20 protein-coding genes are annotated in these 17275 nt (G+C 64.5%); 11 read left to right on the top strand and 9 right to left on the bottom strand.

Going from position 1 to position 17275, the window contains the following annotated elements; genetic code table 11:
- Nucleotides 1-104: 104 nt before the first annotated feature.
- Nucleotides 105-1013 carry a glutaminase B gene (glsB, locus tag ACTJKT_RS28210; protein WP_440789591.1) on the bottom strand — a complete coding sequence of 303 codons (909 nt, stop codon included), beginning with the start codon at nucleotides 1011-1013 and terminating at the stop codon, nucleotides 105-107.
- Between the two features lie 246 nt (nucleotides 1014-1259).
- Here glsB and ACTJKT_RS28205 point away from each other — a divergent pair, with 246 nt between their 5' ends.
- Both ACTJKT_RS28205 and ACTJKT_RS28200 read left to right on the top strand, forming a co-directional pair.
- Nucleotides 1260-2147 (top strand): LysR family transcriptional regulator, encoded by an 888-nt coding sequence (locus tag ACTJKT_RS28205; RefSeq protein ID WP_440789589.1) that lies wholly within the window; start codon nucleotides 1260-1262, stop codon nucleotides 2145-2147.
- A 140-nt stretch (nucleotides 2148-2287) separates the two neighbouring features.
- Nucleotides 2288-3541, top strand: a complete 1254-nt coding sequence (locus ACTJKT_RS28200) for a ferredoxin reductase family protein (RefSeq protein ID WP_440789587.1) — start codon at nucleotides 2288-2290, stop codon at nucleotides 3539-3541.
- 22 nt (nucleotides 3542-3563) lie between these two features.
- On the opposite strand, the gene ACTJKT_RS28195 is transcribed toward ACTJKT_RS28200, so the two are convergent.
- Entirely contained in the window at nucleotides 3564-3731 is a 168-nt protein-coding gene (locus ACTJKT_RS28195) for a hypothetical protein (protein ID WP_440789585.1), read from the bottom strand.
- Nucleotides 3732-3764: 33 nt separating this feature from the next.
- On the opposite strand from ACTJKT_RS28195, the gene ACTJKT_RS28190 reads away from it, so the two are divergent.
- Nucleotides 3765-3929, top strand: coding sequence for a hypothetical protein (locus ACTJKT_RS28190; protein ID WP_440789584.1), 165 nt, complete (start codon nucleotides 3765-3767; stop codon nucleotides 3927-3929).
- Between the two features lie 39 nt (nucleotides 3930-3968).
- Entirely contained in the window at nucleotides 3969-4514 is a 546-nt protein-coding gene (locus tag ACTJKT_RS28185) for a GNAT family N-acetyltransferase (RefSeq protein ID WP_440789582.1), read from the top strand.
- On the opposite strand, the gene ACTJKT_RS28180 is transcribed toward ACTJKT_RS28185, so the two are convergent.
- On the bottom strand, nucleotides 4507-5427 hold the full coding sequence (locus ACTJKT_RS28180) for a carbon-nitrogen hydrolase family protein (RefSeq protein WP_440789580.1): 921 nt from the start codon (nucleotides 5425-5427) through the stop codon (nucleotides 4507-4509). The genes ACTJKT_RS28185 and ACTJKT_RS28180 overlap by 8 nt on opposite strands.
- 85 nt (nucleotides 5428-5512) lie before the next feature.
- Between ACTJKT_RS28180 and ACTJKT_RS28175 the strand changes: the two genes are divergently transcribed.
- Nucleotides 5513-6448, top strand: coding sequence for a LysR family transcriptional regulator (locus ACTJKT_RS28175; RefSeq protein WP_440789578.1), 936 nt, complete (start codon nucleotides 5513-5515; stop codon nucleotides 6446-6448).
- On the opposite strand, the gene ACTJKT_RS28170 is transcribed toward ACTJKT_RS28175, so the two are convergent.
- Complete coding sequence (locus tag ACTJKT_RS28170) at nucleotides 6420-6674, bottom strand: hypothetical protein (RefSeq protein ID WP_025809079.1); 255 nt, start codon at nucleotides 6672-6674, stop codon at nucleotides 6420-6422. The two genes, ACTJKT_RS28175 and ACTJKT_RS28170, sit on opposite strands and share 29 nt — an antisense overlap.
- Before the next feature lie 155 nt (nucleotides 6675-6829).
- Here ACTJKT_RS28170 and ACTJKT_RS28165 point away from each other — a divergent pair, with 155 nt between their 5' ends.
- Nucleotides 6830-7150, top strand: coding sequence for a DUF883 family protein (locus tag ACTJKT_RS28165; protein ID WP_210474429.1), 321 nt, complete (start codon nucleotides 6830-6832; stop codon nucleotides 7148-7150).
- Between the two features lie 81 nt (nucleotides 7151-7231).
- Here the strand turns inward: ACTJKT_RS28165 and ACTJKT_RS28160 are convergent, their stop codons facing one another.
- Entirely contained in the window at nucleotides 7232-8269 is a 1038-nt protein-coding gene (locus ACTJKT_RS28160; RefSeq protein WP_440789576.1) for an Ldh family oxidoreductase, read from the bottom strand.
- Nucleotides 8270-8672: 403 nt separating this feature from the next.
- Between ACTJKT_RS28160 and ACTJKT_RS28155 the strand changes: the two genes are divergently transcribed.
- Complete coding sequence (locus ACTJKT_RS28155) at nucleotides 8673-9671, top strand: FecR family protein (RefSeq protein ID WP_440789575.1); 999 nt, start codon at nucleotides 8673-8675, stop codon at nucleotides 9669-9671.
- 52 nt (nucleotides 9672-9723) lie between these two features.
- Here ACTJKT_RS28155 and pvdQ read toward each other — a convergent pair whose 3' ends face one another.
- A complete protein-coding gene (gene pvdQ / locus ACTJKT_RS28150; protein ID WP_440789573.1) occupies nucleotides 9724-12072 on the bottom strand; it encodes a bifunctional acylase PvdQ in 2349 nt (782 codons plus the stop codon).
- A 313-nt stretch (nucleotides 12073-12385) separates the two neighbouring features.
- Here pvdQ and ACTJKT_RS28145 point away from each other — a divergent pair, with 313 nt between their 5' ends.
- The gene (locus ACTJKT_RS28145; protein ID WP_440789571.1) at nucleotides 12386-12766 is read left to right on the top strand and encodes a fe2+ zn2+ uptake regulation protein; all 381 of its coding nucleotides are present in this window, start codon (nucleotides 12386-12388) and stop codon (nucleotides 12764-12766) included.
- 19 nt (nucleotides 12767-12785) lie between these two features.
- Here the strand turns inward: ACTJKT_RS28145 and ACTJKT_RS28140 are convergent, their stop codons facing one another.
- The gene (locus ACTJKT_RS28140) at nucleotides 12786-12974 is read right to left on the bottom strand and encodes a hypothetical protein (protein ID WP_007928588.1); all 189 of its coding nucleotides are present in this window, start codon (nucleotides 12972-12974) and stop codon (nucleotides 12786-12788) included.
- A gap of 185 nt (nucleotides 12975-13159) precedes the next feature.
- Between ACTJKT_RS28140 and ACTJKT_RS28135 the strand changes: the two genes are divergently transcribed.
- Nucleotides 13160-13288: a hypothetical protein gene (locus tag ACTJKT_RS28135; protein WP_256581545.1), complete on the top strand. Its 129-nt coding sequence runs from the start codon at nucleotides 13160-13162 to the stop codon at nucleotides 13286-13288.
- Between the two features lie 301 nt (nucleotides 13289-13589).
- Here the strand turns inward: ACTJKT_RS28135 and ACTJKT_RS28130 are convergent, their stop codons facing one another.
- On the bottom strand, nucleotides 13590-14507 hold the full coding sequence (locus tag ACTJKT_RS28130) for a LysR family transcriptional regulator (RefSeq protein WP_440789568.1): 918 nt from the start codon (nucleotides 14505-14507) through the stop codon (nucleotides 13590-13592).
- A 119-nt stretch (nucleotides 14508-14626) separates the two neighbouring features.
- Here ACTJKT_RS28130 and ACTJKT_RS28125 point away from each other — a divergent pair, with 119 nt between their 5' ends.
- Nucleotides 14627-15622 carry an aldo/keto reductase gene (locus ACTJKT_RS28125; RefSeq protein WP_440789566.1) on the top strand — a complete coding sequence of 332 codons (996 nt, stop codon included), beginning with the start codon at nucleotides 14627-14629 and terminating at the stop codon, nucleotides 15620-15622.
- Between the two features lie 63 nt (nucleotides 15623-15685).
- On the opposite strand, the gene ACTJKT_RS28120 is transcribed toward ACTJKT_RS28125, so the two are convergent.
- Entirely contained in the window at nucleotides 15686-16216 is a 531-nt protein-coding gene (locus ACTJKT_RS28120) for a hypothetical protein (RefSeq protein WP_053278973.1), read from the bottom strand.
- Nucleotides 16217-16719: 503 nt separating this feature from the next.
- Between ACTJKT_RS28120 and ACTJKT_RS28115 the strand changes: the two genes are divergently transcribed.
- A complete protein-coding gene (locus ACTJKT_RS28115) occupies nucleotides 16720-17175 on the top strand; it encodes an SRPBCC family protein (protein WP_025809085.1) in 456 nt (151 codons plus the stop codon).
- Nucleotides 17176-17275: the final 100 nt, after the last annotated feature.

Raw genomic sequence — 17275 nt, 5'->3', positions numbered from 1 at the left:
GCAGGCTCGGCAGCGGCTACCCAAACACCGCTCCCCTGTAGCCGCTGGCGCAGCCTGCGATCGGGTGCGCAGCACCCGCAACCGGCCGCAACGCTCCCCCGTCCTTAGAACACCGACCAGCCAATGCGCTGGCTCAGCAACTCCAGCGCCGCCATGCCCACCAGGGAATTGCCCGCCGGGTTCAATTCCGGCGACCACACGCACACCGTGAACTGCCCCGGCACCACCGCGACGATGCCGCCGCCCACGCCGCTCTTGCCCGGCAGGCCGACGCGGTAGGCGAAATTACCGGCTTCGTCGTACAGGCCGCTGGTGGCCATGATCGAGTTGACTTGCTGGGTCTGGCGCGCCGTGAGGATCTGCTCGCCGCTGTGCTTGCAGAAGCCGTCGTTGGCCAGGAAGCAGAAGGCCCGCGCCAGGTCGACGCAACTCATGCGCAGCGCGCAGTGGCTGAAGTAGCTGCGCAGTACCGACTCGACGTCGTTGTGGAAGTTGCCGAAGGACTGCATCAGGTAGGCCATCGCCGCATTGCGCGCGCGGTGCTGGTATTCCGAATCGGCGACGCGGCCGTCCACCAGCACCTGCATGTTACCGGACAGGCGCCGCACAAAATCGCGCATGGACAACGCCGGCGCGGCGAAACGCGACTGGTTGATATCGCAGATCACCAGCGCCCCGGCGTTGATGAAGGGGTTGCGTGGACGGCCACGCTCGAACTCCAGCTGCACCAGCGAGTTGAAAGGCTGCCCCGAGGGCTCATGGCCCAGGCGCTGCCAGATCGCCTCGCCGGAATGGCCGATGGCCTGCACCAGGCTGAACACCTTGGAAATGCTCTGCACCGAGAACGGCGTATCGGCGTCGCCGGCGCTGAACACCTGGCCATCGTTGCCATACACGGCAATCCCCAGCTGGTTGGCCGGCACGTCGGCCAGCGCCGGAATGTAGCTGGCCACTTTGCCCTGGCCAATCAGGGGACGGACCTCGTCGAGGATCTCGTTCAACAACGCTTGCATGTTCAGACTCGCACTTCGTGCCTCGCACCGCCGCGAAGCTACCGCTGCTAGACGCACCCCGCCGGGTCGAGAACACAGTTGTCGTGCTTATCCCTCACATGGCCCTCACACGGCCCTCACCCGCCCCCCGTACAGCCCCCCGCGCGGGAGTAAAACCGGCGATAAAAATCGCTCGCTGACCGCGCATTTTTGATCGGGCAGAGCCGCAGCTGATAGGCTTTCCCCTATATTCGACAGGGAGCGCTCATGGATCTCAACGCCGCCAGGATGTTTGTCAGCGTGGTCCAATGCGGCAGCATTTCGTCCGCCGCCAACCTGCTGCAACTACCGCTGGCCACCATCCGCCGAGGCATCCGTGAACTGGAACGCAGCCTCAACGTGCAACTGCTGGAACGCTCCGCCCGCGGCACCCGGCTGACCGCCGCCGGCAGCCAGCTCTACGAGCACGCCAGCCGTGGTATCGAGGCCCTGGCCGAGGGCGAACAGGCTGTCAGAAATGATCGAATGCACTTGCAGGGCCGCCTGAGCGTGTCGGTGCCGGCGGCATTCGAGAGCTGGTGGAAGCTGCTGGCCGAGTTCCAGCGGCGCCATCCCGAGGTCCAGGTCGCGGTCTATACCAGTGAACGGGAAAGCGACCTGGCGGAGGACGGGGTCGACGTCGCCCTGCGCGCCGGGCCGCTGTTCGACCAGGATCGCCCGGCGCGCCTGCTTGGCAGCTACCGCCATATGCTGGTCGCCAGCCCGCTGCTGCTGGAGCGCCTCGGCACCCCGCAAACCCCCGCCGACCTTCGCGGTTTTCCCTGCGCCGTCTGGTCGCGCCATGCCGATGCCCGGGAACAGTGGCAGCTGGGCGACCAGTCCTACAGCCCCAATCCGCTGTTCGCCGCCAACGATTACCTGCACCTGCGCCAGCTGGCGCTGACCGCTAAGGTGGTCACCGAGCTGCCGGCCTTTCTCGCCGCCGAAGCCCTGCGCGACGGCCGTCTGCGGGCCCTGCTGCCGCGCCTGCCGATGCCGGAACAACAGCTGTACCTGCTTTACCCGAACCAGCGCCCGACCTCGAACATCGTCCGCGCCTACCTGGATTTCGCCCAGGCCTGGCTGGTGGAAAACCCCTTGCCCCAACCGCACTGAGCGGGCGCTGATGCAGATCAGCCCGGGCTCGCCGCCCCGCCGGTAAAATAGGCCCTCACCCCGGCTGCGCCACCACCCGCCCGCAGCCCGCGACCCATCCTATGCGTCGACACTGGCGCCATCTTTCTGGAGGTGTCCCCTTGAAAACCTGGTACTCGGTGGTCGGCGTCCTGCTGATCACCACCTTCACCCTGCTGCTGGAAATCCCCAGCGATACCTGGCTCACCTCCGCCACCCTGAGCCTGGTCCTCGGCGCCACGGCGCTGGCCTATATGGCCCTGTCCTGCCTGCTGGCCAGCCGCTGGCGCTGGGTCGAGCGGCTGTTCGGCGGCCTCGACCGGGTCTATGAAAGCCACAAGTGGCTGGGCATCTGGGCGCTGGTCTTCGCCAGCTATCACCTGGTGTTCAAGGCCAACCTGGATCTCTGGCAGAGCGTGCCTATCATCGAGCTGTCCAAGTACTGGACGCGCATGGTGCGGCAGCTGAGTTACGTCGCCCTTGGCCTGATCGTGCTGCTGGCGCTGAACCGCAACATTCCCTACGGCCAGTGGCGCTGGTGGCACAAGCTGTCCGGGCCGCTGTTCGCGATCGTCATCCTGCACTGGCTGAGCTTCAAGTCGCCGATCGCCCTGGATAACCCCTCGGGCATCTGGCTCACCGCACTCTGCGGCCTGGGCCTGCTCGGCGCCCTGTACAAGCTGCTGCTCTATCCGCTGCTGGCCAAGGCCGGCGAATACCGGGTCAGCGCCGTGACCCTGGAGAAAAACTCCCTGCACCTGGAGCTGACCCCGCTGCACCGCGGTTTCGCCTTCAAGGCCGGACAGTTCGCCTTTCTCGCCATGCGCGAAAAAGGCCTGCGCGAACCGCACCCCTTCACCATCGCCAGCGCCCACGCCAGCGACGGGCGCATCGAGTTCGTGATCCGCGCCCTGGGCGACTACACCCAGAAGCTGCGCCAGCAGGTCAAGGTCGGCATGCTCGCCGACCTCTACGCGCCCTATGGCCGCTTCAAGCGCCGGCTCGATGCCGGCCGGGAGATCTGGATCGGCGGTGGCGTGGGTATCTCGCCTTTTATCTCGTGGCTGCAGGATGCCGCCGCCGGGCGCTTCGACCAGGCGACCCTGGTGTACTGCTGCAACCCGTCACGGGCCTTCCCCAGCCTCGAAACCTTGCAGGGCCTGGCCGAGGAACGCGGGGTGGATTTCATCGGCCACACCGACGGCGCCGACCGCCTGGGGGAAACCCTGAAACGGGTCGTCAGCGAAACCGATCCGCAACAGATCCAGATCAGTTTCTGCGGGCCCAAGGGCTTGCTCGCGCGGGTCAAGGCGTTGATGCGCGAACACGCGATTCCCGAACACAACCTGCACTACGAGTTCTTCGAGTTCCGCTGAACGCCTTCAAGCCCGGCGCGGCTCATGCAGCATCAGCCGCGCCACCAGCGCCGCGACCATCAGCCCATACAGCAGCGTGGAGCCCGAGCAACAGCTCCCGGCCCAGCTCGGGCAACAACGCCGCGCTGGCCTGCTGGTTGCCGCTGGCCAGCAACAGGTCGAGCCAGAGTACCGAAGGCGCAAAGGTCAAGGCCTGGGCCTCGCCTTCGTGCCGGATTTCGTGGTGCGCACGGCACTGGCCGACGGCTCGCTGGTGTCGGTGCTGGACGACTATCAGATCGACAACGGCAAGTTCTCGCTGCTCTGGCCCGGCAGTCGACATCTGCTGCCGAAACTGCGAGTGTTCGTCGACTTTCTCAGCGAACGCCTGGTGCTGGGCGCACGCTGAAAAACCACAGCCGATCCACACAAGGAATGTGCCGCGAACATGCAACCTACCCCTACCCTCTACACCGAACGCCTGATCCTGCGCCCGCTGGAGCTGGCCGACGCGGATGCCGTCCAGCAGCAGTTCCCGCACTGGGAAGTGGTGCGTTTTCTCAACGCCCGGGTGCCCTGGCCCTATCCCGCCGACGGCGCCCTGAGTTACCTGCGCGACCTGGCGCTGCCGGCCATCGAGCGCGGCGAGGAATGGCACTGGTCGATCCGCCTGAAAAGCGCGACCGGACAATTGATCGGCAATGTCAGCCTGATGGACCAGGCCGACAACAACCGCGGCTTCTGGCTGGCTCCGGCGTGGCAGGGCCAGGGCTATATGAGCGAAGCCAGTGCGGCGGTCACCCAATACTGGTTCGAAGTGCTGAGGCGCGAGGTGATGCGAGTGCCCAAGGCCGCGCCGAACCTGGCCTCGCGGCGGATTTCCGAACGCGCGGGCATGCGCCTGATCCGCAGTGACGAAGACGACTTCGTCTGCGGGCGATTGCCCCGTGACATCTGGGAAATCACCCGAGAGCAATGGCGCCGCCTCAGATGAAACGCACGCCGGCCTTGGCCCGCTCGTCCACCGTAAGCTCGAACACGTCCGGGCGGGCATAGTGGCCAACCACGTCGTAGTCGTAGCGCGCCCGCACCAGCTCGGTGGTGTCGATCTGCGCCGTCAGCAGGCCGGCACGGCCCACCAGCGGCCCGGCGAGCACCTCGCCCATGGGCCCGACAATCAGGCTGCCGCCGGCAATCAGCGGGCGCTCGGCCGGCCAGTTGGCGATCTCCAGCCCCAGCTCCTGGGGTGACGCCTGCACCTGGCAGGCGCTGACCACGAAGCAGCGGCCTTCATGGGCGATGTGACGCATGCTGACCTGCCACATCTCGCGCTCGTCCACGGTCGGCGCGCACCAGACTTCCACACCCTTGGCGTACATCGCGGTGCGCAGCAACGGCATCATGTTTTCCCAGCAGATCACCGCGCCGACCCGGCCGACCTGAGTGTCCAGCACTGGCAGGGTCGAACCGTCGCCCTTGCCCCAGATCAGCCGTTCGGTGCCGGTGGGCATCAGCTTGCGGTGCTTGCCCACCAGGCCGTGCTGCGGATCGAAATACAGCGCCGTGCAATACAGGGTACTGCCGGCGCGCTCGATCACCCCCAGCACCAGGTTGGCCCCGGTGCGCGCCGCCAGGCCGGCCAATACCTCGGTTTCCACGCCCGGCACCTCGACCGCGTTGGCGAAATAGCGGGCAAAGGCGTCGCGGCCTTCCGGCAGGCGATAGCCGAGCTGGGTGCCGAAGCCCTCACCCTTGGGGTAGCCGCCAAGCAAGGCTTCGGGCATCACCACCAGCTGCGCGCCGGCCTCGATGATGGCGTCCTCATAGGACAGGATCTGCTCCAGGGTAGCGGCCTTGCCTTCTGGCAGGGAGCCGATCTGCAACGCAGCGACAACGGACTTGGACATCGTGGAAACTCCTGTGGCGGTGAAGTGTTGCCCATTGTCCGGCCCTCGCCGATCATGCAGAAAGCCCCTCCTGATACTGAATGATATGAACCAGATGAATATCGCCCAGGTCGATCTCAACCTGCTCAAGGCCTTCGAAGCCTTGCATGACGAATCCAGCGCCAGTCGCGCCGCCCTGCGCCTGGGCGTCACCCAGTCGGCCATGAGCGCGGCGCTGCGGCGCTTGCGCGAGCTTTACGGCGATCAGTTGTTCGTGCGCACCGGCCGCGGCCTGGCGCCGACCCTGCGGGCCAACCAGCTCAAGCCGGTGGTCAGCGAGGCCCTGAACAAATGTCGGCAGAGCCTGGCCATGGTCGATCCCCAGGCCAGCCACTATCAGGGCCGCTCGGTGGCGATCGGGCTGTCAGACGATTTCGAGATTGCCTACGGCCGGCGCCTGATCGAGGAAGTCGCCCGGCGGGCGCCGAAGCTGCGCCTGATCTTTCGCCAGAGCCACAGCCAGATCGTCGGCGAAGCGCTGTTGCAGCGCAGCATCGACCTGGCCATCAGCGCCGGCGGTTTCGCCGAACGCATGCTCAGCCGTCAGGTCTTGGGGGAAGGTGGTTACCTGTGCCTGGCGGACCCGGCAAGCCTGAGCCCGGGACAGCAGGCCATCGATCTCGACGAGTTCGTCGCCCGCGAGCATGTGCTGGTGTCGTCGCAAGGTTTTATCGGGATTACCGACGAGGGTCTGGCGGCCCTGGGGTTGAGTCGCCAGGTCTGCGCCTCGACCACGCATTTTGCCGCGCTGCCCCATCTGCTCAAGGGCTGCCAGGCGGTGGCGACCATTCCGGCCCATGCCGCACGGAGCATCGCCGAGCTGACCGGGCTGGCACTGCTGCCCTGCCCGCTGGACCTGCCGCGTTACCCGATCGAACTGGGCTGGCGCACCAGCGCGCAGATCGACCCGGTGGTGCTGAAAGTACGGGAAGCGATAGTCGCAAGCTTCGAAGCTACTTGTTCGCCGCCATCAGGCGATTGACTTCACTGCGCACCATGTTGGCGTATTCCGGCGGCGACATGCCGTCGAGCTCGGAGCGCACCCATTCGGCCCATTTGCCCTTGCGCTTGCCGCGCTCGCCGAACAACCGCGCGGCTTCGCCCTTGGCCTTGCCCAGGTTGCTCTGCCACAGCTCGAACAGACGGGACTTTTCATCTTCGATCTCTGCGCGCTCGGCGAGAGTCTTGTTGGCCAGATTGAAGCTCATGGGAATTTCCTGCTGCGTAAAATTGCCGACATCTTACACTGTGACGGCTGGGGTTTTCCCGCCGGCATGGAGCCGGCGCGGAAAATAGCTGCAACTTTTCATTCCCCCCGCAACTCCATTGTTCATCGCATCACTGACCCGCAAGGAGTAACTCAATGGCTCGTAAAACTGCCGCGCAAGCGGTTGACGAACAAATCAAGGACCAGGCATTCAGCGAGCTTCAGGCGCTGATCGAAGAATCGGAAAAGCTCCTGAAAAACAGCGCGTCGCTGGTGGGTGAGGAAGGCGAGAACCTGCGCCAGCAGGTGGGGTTGAAACTCAAGCAGGCGCTGGACTCGGTGTCCAGCGTGCGCGAGCGCAGCAAGCCGGTAGTGGAAGCCACCGAGCAGTACATCGGCGGCCACCCGTGGCAGACCGTGGCCATCTCCGCCGGCTTCGGCCTGGTGGTGGGCCTGTTGCTGGGGCGTCGTTCGTAACCAGCCTTGCCACCCGCAACCGATAAAAAAGGACCAGGCCAGCAGCATGCTCGCCTGGTCCTTGCGTTTTAGAACCGCGTTTTAAAGCCCGGCCAGCTCCCGCAGCTGCTTGAGCTCCGCGGCGTCCAGGGCAACCCCCTCGCGCAGGGACTTTTCCCGCTGGCGATGGCGGCGATCCCCCGGCAGGCGCTTGAGCCCTACGCCGTGCATCTGCCGGATCAGCTCCTGGCTGCGCTCGGCGAAATTCTGCCCGGCGCCCTTGCTCGGATCGATGACGATCAGCAGCTGACCGGTCCAGGGCGTCTTCGCGCCCGGATGGTTGGACCAGTCGAACTCGAACGAGAAATTGCCCCCCGTCAGGGCCGCCGCCAGCAGCTCGACCATCATCGACAGCGCCGAACCCTTGTGCCCGCCGAACGGCAACAGCGCGCCGCCTTCGAGAATGGCTTTCGGGTCGTCGGTAGGCTGGCCGAGGCCATCCACGCCCATGCCCGGCGGCAGGCGTTCGCCCTTGCGCGCGGCGATCTGCACGTCGCCGTGGGCGATGGCGCTGGTAGCCAGGTCGAAAACGATGGGATCGCCAGCGGCCTGGGGCGCGGCGAAGGCGATCGGGTTGGTGCCGAACAACGGCCGGTCGGCACCGTGGGGCACCACGCAGGTCATGCTGTTGACCACACTCAGGGCGACCAGCCCTTCCTCGGCGAAGGGCTCGACGTCCGGCCACAGCGCAGCGAAGTGATGGGAGTTGCGGATGGCCAGAATGGCGATCCCGGCGTGGCGGGCTTTCTCCACCAGCAGCGCCCGCGCCGCCGCCAGCGCCGGTTGGGCGAAACCGTTGCCGGCATCGACCCGGACAAAGGCCGGGGCCACGTCTTCGACCACCGGTACGGCCTTGCCATTGACCCAGCCGCTCTTGAGGGTCGACACGTAGCCGGGAATACGGAACACGCCATGACTGTGGGCGCCGTCGCGTTCGGCAGCCGCACAGTTCTGCGCCAGGCTGCGCGCCACTTCGGCGCTGGTGCCATGGCGCAGGAAGATCGTTTCCAGCAGCTTCACCAGTGCCTCGAGCGACAGGTGTTCCTGCGGTGTTTCAACAGCCAGGGGCGATACAGACATCTGGAGCTCCGGATTAATTATTGGAATGGGCTACAGCGTATGAGGGTGCACGTAGGTGAGTGCGCCCGACGATTAAACAACGCTTTGCGCGCGCCCTGTCAACCTCGGCCATGGCCTTGCACAGGCGATGCCAGGAAGTGACAGCGTCGCTGCAAACCGGCCGTCAGCCGAGGATGGTGCGCCAAAGTGGCTTCCGGCACTCGGCAAGGTGGCAATCACGATGGCAGCGGCCCCTGTGTTTTTGATCATTTTTTCACTCCAACTGTGGATACTGCTGACGAAAGTCCCGTGTTTCAGGGGCTTCGGGACAAAAATAAGTTCCACTTTTGATAGGCATCAGCCATGACGGCGGTTCTCCAAGCCTGGCTGCGAAGGGTAGAATGCGCGAAACCAGGAAGAGCCAATGAGCCAACAGCACCTCACAGAAGCCGAATACGACGCCATCACCGATGCCGCCGCGCAGTGGTGCATGCGTCTGCATGCCGCGGACTGTACGGCCGCCGAACGCCAGGCCTTCGAGCAATGGCGCGATGCCCATCCGCTGCATGCCTTCGAGTACGAAGCGATGCAGGAAATCTGGGAAGTCGCCGACCACCTGCCACGCCCGCCAACCGCCACCGTCCTGCCCTTGCCGGCGCGCAGATCCTGGCGCGCCTACGGCATGGCCGCGGCGATCAGCGCCCTGGCCCTGCCCCTGGCCGCCTACAGCGGCTGGAGCCTGGGCTGGCTGCCCTCCTCCTACGAACATTTCCAGGCCGACGGCAGCATGCGCCAGGTAACCCTGGCCGACGGCAGCCAGGTCGAACTCAACCTGGGCACCGAGCTGACCTACAGCAACTACAAGGACCAGCGCCGGGTCACCCTGAAAAAAGGCGAAGCCTTCTTCAAGGTCAGCCACGACAGCAGCCACCCGTTCGTGGTCAAGGCCGCCAGCGGCGAGGTCCGGGTCACCGGCACCCAGTTCAACGTCTGGATGTACGAGGATCAGGTACGGGTCATCCTGCTCGAAGGTTCGGTACTGGTGAACAGTGACAACAGCCACCCCGATGGCGGCTTCCGTCTCGATCCGGGCATGCAGGCGCGTTATCGCCGGGGCGACTACCAGCCGCAGATCAGCCAGACCTATGCCAACGACAGCTCGCTGGCCTGGCGCCAGGGCAAGCTGGTGCTGGACAACCTGGCGCTCGGCGAGGCCCTGCCGCTGATCAACCGCTACCTCAGCAAGCCGGTGATGCTGGCCGACAGCGCCACGGGCAACATTCGGGTCGGCGGCATCTACGACGTCACCGCGGTCAAGAGCCTGGTGACCACCCTGCCCAAGGTGTTGCCGGTGTACCTGACCCGCAACCAGGACGGCAATCCGGTCATCAATTCGCTGCCAGGCACCGCGCCAAAAAGCTGAAGGCCGCTACCCTCGCGGGTGCGGCCTTCGCTTGACGCCAGGTTGAGCGCGCTTACTGGGTCGCGACCTTGCGCAACCGATCCTCCACTTCGTGAATCACCTGCAACCGGTACTGCGGGTCCGCCTGGATCTGCTGCTCGGTGAACGGCAACACACTCCACTGCTTGTTCGAGAACGCCTCGGTCTGGTCCCGCGAGTGTGGCGACGCCGGGTCGCTGGACAGGGAAAACGCCAGCAGGCCCTGGGCATGCGGGCCCTTGTCGTCGAAGGTCACCACTTGCAGGTAGCTGGTGCCGCTGACCACCTCACGCTTGCCGTCGGCCGTGGGCACGCTCTGGATTGCGTTGTACACCCCCAGGCTGGCCGGGCCGCCATGAATCGGTGTCTGCCGGCCACCGCTGCTGACCACCTGGATATCGCCCCAACGACTGTCGGCCTTCAGGCCTGACTCGGCCACCTGCTGCACCGAGGCCAGCATCGCCTCGCGCAGCGCCTTGGCCACGGGCGGCCGGTCGATCGCCAGGCCGCGCGGCGTGTGCTGCGGGTCCCGGGCATCGAAGGCCACGCGCCAGCGGTCGTCGACCGCCTCCAACTGCTCCATGACATTCTGGAAATGCACCAGGCCCAATCCGCTTTGCAGGTTGGCGCTGCGGTCCCAGGCCTTGAGGCTGGCACACAGCGGCGCCAGGGCCTGGGCATCGCTGCCCAGGTCGGCGGCACAGAACTGCAGCAGGTCCGGCATCACTTGCCCGGCCTGGTACACCTGGTCGTCCATCACCATGTGCTTGAGGTCGGCGGCGCTCAGCGGCGCGGCCTTGCCCGTGCCGATCAGGCGGTTCAGGGCAAAACGCGCGCGCTGCCCCAGCGGCAGGTCCTGCTGGCTGATCAGCGGCGAGAAGCCTTGCAGCGGCGCGGCCGGGTTGACCATCCACGCCGAGTCATTGGAGTTCTGCACATAATCGCTGCGCAGCAGTTGCGGCAGCTGGCTGGCCGGGTAGATGCCCTGTTGCGCGGCGGTCGGGTCGATGTCCCAGGCGCAGGCACTGCGCGAGCCGTCGAGAATGATCAGCCGGGTGCCGATCCGCGGGTCGCTGCAATGGGCGAGTTTTTCCGCGCTGACGTTGGGCACCACCGATTGGTTCATGTACAGGGTCTGGCCCTGGTCATCCACGGCCAGGGTGTTGACCCAGGGAATGCCCTGCAACTGATGCACGGACGCCTGCAGCTCCTTGAGGCTGCGGGCCTGGTTCATCGCGTACCACTGTTGCAGCACCCGGTCGTTCTCCAGGTTGGCGTCGCGCAGGCTATAGGCGAAGCGGTTGTCCCAGTCCAGCTTGCCGGGCCACTGCACCAGCGGGCCGAACTGCGAACTGTAGACACTGTGGCTGACAGTGGTGAGCTGGCCGTCCTCGCCCTTCACCTTGACGCTGAGCGTCTGCTTGTCCAGCGGCAGGGACTTGCCGTCGAGCAGGTAGCGGGTCGGATCCTTGGGGTCCAGTTGCAGGCGGTACAGGGTGAAGTGCTTGGAGGTGTCCACCGTGTGGGTCCAGGCCAGGTGCTGGCTGAAACCGATATTGATCATCGGCAGGCCAGGCAGCGCGGCGCCCATGACATCCAGCTTGCCCGGAATGGTCAGGTGCATCTGGTAGAAGCGCATGCCGCCCACCCAGGGGAAATGCGGGTTGGCCAGCAGCATGCCGCGGCCATTGAACGAGCGCTCGCGCCCCACGGCCACCGCGTTGCTGCCGCGGTCCAGGGCGAAACGCTGGCCACGGGCATCCGCCTGGGCGAAGGCCTGGGCCGATTGCTTCAGCTGCGCCGTGACCGATGGCGGCGTCGCGCCCACCAGGGCTTCGGCGAACTGGCCGACGCCGCCTTCCACCAACAGACGGCGGGTCAGCTTGACCAGGTCCAGGGTGGTCAACGGCCGCACCCAGTCACCCTGGCACTGCTCGGGCAGGCCCTGGGCCCGGCGTTCGGCCAGGGAGCGGTTATAGCCGGCGACATAACCTTCGATCAGTTGCCGCACCTGCGGCGTCTGCGCCTGCCAGAAGCCGAACACCGCCTGGGGCGTGTTCAGCCAGTTGAAGAACAGGTCGCTGGTGAGGTTTTCCCGTTGTTCGAGGGTCTGTTGCTGCGGGCCGAAATACTTCGAACGCTCGCCATTGACCGTCAGCACTTCGTTGGCCAGCAGGCACAGGTTGTCCTGGGCGTAGGCATAGCCGATGCCGTAACCCAGGCCGCGCTCGTCGGCGGCGCGGATATGCGGGACGCCGAAACCGGTACGGCGAATATCCGCACTCGCCTCGCCGCCCTGGACCTCACGCCCCTGAGCCGCAAGGCTCAGCCCCAGAAACAAACCCGCAAGGCAAAACCTGGGCAACTGGCTGGAAATAATCACGCCGACTCCTGATCGAAAAAGATGCACCACCAAGGCTGGCGCGGCATGCGATGAGCACACAGGGGACACGGATTCCAGCCTGGAAAGAACGGCGCGGCCCGACAACAGCCGAGGCCCGCCTGCCCTTACAGACGAAACCGCCACGGAAAATTTAGCCGCCCCGCGCCAGGCGCGGATCGCCCGCCAACCCGGCGGTGACAAAGGCCTGACAAATTTTCTACATCCGATTCCTCATGATTTGCGCGGCTCGTTCGTCTAGTTATATGAGAGCACCCGTCATTTTCCTGATCAGGCTCTGAAAAGGAGTTTTTGCATGTACGACCCGCAACTGCCAACGGATGGCCACACCACACAACCCGCGTCCTCCCTGAACGCCAGTGTCGGTGTCTTCGGCAAGCAAGCCGAGCGCAACCGCAACGAACGTATCAGGCACCTGCTCAAGAGCTTCGGCCTGCGCACCAGCCTGATTCGCCTGAAAGTCATCGATGCCTTGCTACAGGCAGCCGAAAGCCAGCGCGCCCTGGGGGTGCGAGGCATTCACAGTCATTTGCTGGAGCTGGATATCCCGCTGTCGTTCCTCAGCGTGCGCGAGGTGTTGAAGCGGCTGTGCAGCGAAGGCGTGATCACCCTCAATGCAGACAAGAGTTTCAGCCTGCATCAACAGGCTGAAGCCATACTCGACGGCCGCGACTGAGGCCGTCGGGGGGTGTCCCTCAAGGCTTGACCTTGCGCCGCATCACGCCATTGATCACGACCACGGTCACCGCCACGCCAATGGCGATGTACTGGAACATTTTCTCGGTGATCATTCCGGCGTTCTGCAGGTAAGAAAGGCCAAGCATGATTCCCAGTACCACCAGGGAAATCACAATCGAATAGATCAAACGTTGCTTCTGGGTCATTGCGGGTTCCTGAACCTGTAAAAGTACGGCCTGAAAATGTATCGACTCTGTATCGAAACAGATGCCAAACGCCTACCGGGAATCGGGGATGGGCGCGGGCAAACGGGGTCTCATGTTACAGCCGCCGAAGAGTTTTCGCTGCATCGCGGTGGTTTTAACCCTGAGAGCCCCTTGAGGATTGCGCAATGTTCCGTCGAATCACATGGCTGATTCCCCTGCTGGCGATGCTGACCCTGTCCGGCTGCATCATCTTCCCTCACGACGGCTGGCATCACCGCCATTACGACGGCGGCCCCGGCTACTACCATCGTTGAACGCCTCGACCCGGGAATTCCGACATCCGGCATGATGCTGTAACGCCGCCCAGCCACCCGACACTCCCTACGCCCGCATGATTGCGGGCGTTTTGTTATCCCCTCGCTGATGAGCCCAACACACCGTGCTGCCTGGTTTTGCGGCTGCTGCGCGGCCGATCGCAGCCTCGCAGGCTCGGCAGCGGTTACAGGGATGTGCATTTGTAGCCGCTGGCGCAGCCTGCGCTCGAGGGCGTAGCACTCGCAAATCAGGCGCTGCCGGTCCACTGATGCTGCGCATCGTCAGTTTCGCGGCCACAGATCAGCCGAGCCGGGTGTTGTGAATCCCCGGCTGGGCGAACAGCTCCACCAGCCAGTCGACGAACACCCTGACCCGCGTCGACAGGTGCCGGTGCGGCGGGTACAGCGCGCTCAACGACATCCTGGGCGGCGGGATGTGCCTGAGCACCTCGACCAGCCGACCTTCGGCCAACTGCTGGGCGACATGGTAATAAGGCGTCTGCACCAGCCCGTAGCCGGCCTCGCAGGCGGCCAGGTAACCATCGGCACTGTTGACCGACACCTGCTTGGGCAGCTCCGGCAGCAGCACCTGGCCCTGCACCTCGAACTCCAGGCCATAACGCTTGCCGCTGACGCTGGAGAAATACTCGATCACCCGATGCCCGGCCAGCTCGTCCAGGTTCTGCGGCACACCGCGCTGGTGCAGGTAGGCGGGACTGGCGCAGGTCACCTGCTCCATCAGCAGCAACGGCCGGGCCACCAGCGAATCGTCGAGGCACAGGCCGCCGCGCAACACGCAGTCCACCCCTTCGCGAATCAGGTCCACCGGCCGGTCGTTGAGGCCGATTTCCAGGTCGATCAACGGGTAGCGCTCGGAGAATGTCGGCAGCGCCGGGATCACCACCAGCCGCCCGATCCCCGCCGGCATGTCGATGCGCAAGGTGCCCCGCGGGTTGTGGCGCGCGGCGGAAAACACCGCCTCGGTTTCCTCCAGGTCGGCCAGCAGCCGCACGCAACGCTGGTAATAGGCAGCGCCGTCCAGGGTCGGGGTGACCTGGCGGGTGGTGCGCAACAGCAGCTGCACGCCCAGATGCGCCTCCAGCTGCTTGATCAGCACCGTCACCGAAGCCCGGGGCATCTGCAGGCTGTCGGCGGCCTTGGCGAAACCGCCGAGGTCGACGATGCGGGTGAACACACGCATGGCATTAAAACGGTCCATTGGCTTGGCCTGTCACGGATTATTTAGAAATCACGAATAGTGATAGCGCTTTTAGCCGGTTTATCTTGTTTTTGTCGAGGAGAACAATGGCCGCCACGCCATCAATCGGAGCTTCTCCTATGCAAACCCGTCAACTGGGCAAGAACGGCCCGCAGGTGTCCGCCATCGGCCTTGGCTGCATGGGCATGACCGACTTCTACACCACCGGCACCGATACCAAGGAGGCCACCGCCACCTTGCATCGCGCCCTGGAACTGGGGATCAACCTGCTGGACACCGCCGACATGTACGGGCCCCACAGCAACGAAACCCTGATCGGCCAGGCGATCCGCGGCAAACGCGAACAGGTGTTCCTGGCCAGCAAGTTCGGCATCGTCCGCGACCCCGGCGACCCGGCGGCGCGCGGGGTGAACGGCCGGCCCGAATACGTCCGCCAGGCGATCGAGGGCAGCCTGCGGCGCCTGGGGGTGGAAACCCTGGATCTGTATTACCAGCACCGTATCGACCCGGACGTGGCCATCGAGGAGACCGTCGGCGCCATGGCCGAGCTGGTGCGGGCCGGCAAGGTGCGCTACCTGGGGCTCAGCGAAGCCTCGGCGGCAACCCTGGAGCGGGCCCACAAGGTGCATCCGATCAGCGCCCTGCAAAGCGAGTACTCGTTGTGGAGCCGCGACCAGGAAGACAACGGCTGCCTCGCGACCTGCCAGCGCCTGGGCATCGCCTTTGTGCCCTACAGCCCGCTGGGACGAGGTTTTCTCACCGGCGCCCTGAAGAGCCCGGAGGACTTCGCCGCCGACGACTACCGGCGTTTCAGCCCGCGCTTCCAGGGCGAGAACTTCACCAAGAACCTGCTGCTGGTGGAACAGGTCAAGCAACTCGCGGCGGCCAAGGGCATCACCACCGGGCAACTGGCCCTGGCCTGGGTGCTGGCGCAGGGCGATTATCTGATTCCGATTCCGGGCACCAAGCAACGCAAGTACCTGGAGGAGAACGTCGCCGCGCTGCAGGTCCGCCTCGGCGCCGATGAACTGCAGGCCCTGGAGCGGATCTTCAGCCCCGACGCCACCGCCGGCGAGCGTTACCCGCAAGCGGTGATGGCCTTGCTCGACCGGTAGACAGCCGGCCACAAAAAAGGCCCTCGACCGGTTGATCGGTCGAGGGCCTTTTTTGGGGGGGGCTCACGCCTTGGTGGAGCGATTCTTGTCGGTCACCGTGGTGCCGTTGCCCTTGCCGTAGCTTTGCAGGTTCTGCAGCACGTAGATGGCTTTCTTGTACTCGGGGATCAGGTAGTTGGCGTACTTGTTGCCCTTGAGGTTGTTGCTCTGGATGGTGTCCAGCTGGATCGCGAAGTATTCCAGGGCGTTGAACTTGGCTTCAGGGTCCTTCTGCACGCCGAAGCGGTCGAACTTGTCGCCGGCGTTGAGCAGGGTCATCGCCGTCACGTCGCTGATCAGGCCCTTTTCCTTCAGGAAGGTACTCATGTTGCCCAGTTGCTTGGCGCTGACGTTCTCCGGATCGAACCCCTTGATCTGCTTGTGCAGCTTCATTTCGTCCATCTTGAACACGTTCAGCGCCAGCGGGTTCTGGCCGACAAGGGCGAGCATCTGCTTGACCTTGGTGCTCTGGCTGACCGGTTTGCCGCGGGTGCCGGTGTCCTGCACCAGCAGGCCGGCCTTGCTGGTCCAGCCGCCGACATTTCCGATTGTCATAAAAACTCCTGTGTACGGGCTTCCCGCAACTTTTGCCCCTCTTGCGCGGCCAACGGGAAGGTCGCGCAAGTACAACTAAGGGCCGTCTGGAAAGCCTGATTGAAGGGAAGAGATGTTCGAAGTATCGGCACGGCAGAAGGTTGCTCCAATAAATATTTCGGGAATTTACAATTTTCGTACATTCTCGATACAAATGCCTGGAAGCCGCGTTTTTACTGGCTGAAACAATTGTTTAACAATCCAACCCACAGCAACTAAGCGACAACCTGCACAACAAAACGCACCAGGCGGTTAATTTACTTCGGATGCTTTTCCAGTGACTTTCGCGCCATTTGCCGGGGGGTTGCGCAACTTTCCCCACTACCGTCCCCGCTCGGAAAAGTACGGCGGCCATCCCCGGTTTCTCATGGGCGGTTGTGGTCCGTGCCGGACGGTCGGTGACCCAGCCCCATGACGGGCGCGGGGCAACTATATTTGAGGGTTCCTACACAAGGAGGTGCATCATGGAACAACGTCAGCAGCACCTTTTGGACGAGCTCATCTGTCATGAGCTCTACATCGACGCGCCGATCGATACCGTCTACTACTACGTGACCCAGCCGGATCGCTGGTACGAGTGGCATCCCGCTTCCCTGCGCGCCGATACCGGCCTGGCCGGCTCGTTGCCGGCTGGGCATCGCTTCAGCAAAACCATCGACCTGCTCGGCCTGCAGATCCACATGAGCTGCCGGGTGCTGGTCGCGGTGTTTCCCAAGGAGTTCAAGATCGTCTTCAGTTCTCCGCCAGCAGACGGCTCTATCCACTATCAGTTGCGCAAGTACGGGGACGGAACCCTGTTCAAGCGCAGCCTGCACTACTGCTCCGACCTCAACCTGAGCGGTCTGCGCCCGCGTATCGAGCACCTGTCCCAATTGGCCCTGGCCAACCTCAAGCGCAACCTGGAGGACATCGCCCATTGACCCGGCAACGGGTGGCGTCGCGCTGGCTGACAAATCTGTAATCTTCGCCTCAGTTTTCTGACAGGCCGCGCCGCTTAAGGTCGCCTCGTACCTGACACAG

The organism is Pseudomonas sp. 22526, from assembly GCF_052044735.1.
Lineage (GTDB): Bacteria > Pseudomonadota > Gammaproteobacteria > Pseudomonadales > Pseudomonadaceae > Aquipseudomonas > Aquipseudomonas piscium.
This window is presented reverse-complemented; position numbering and strand designations above follow the sequence as displayed.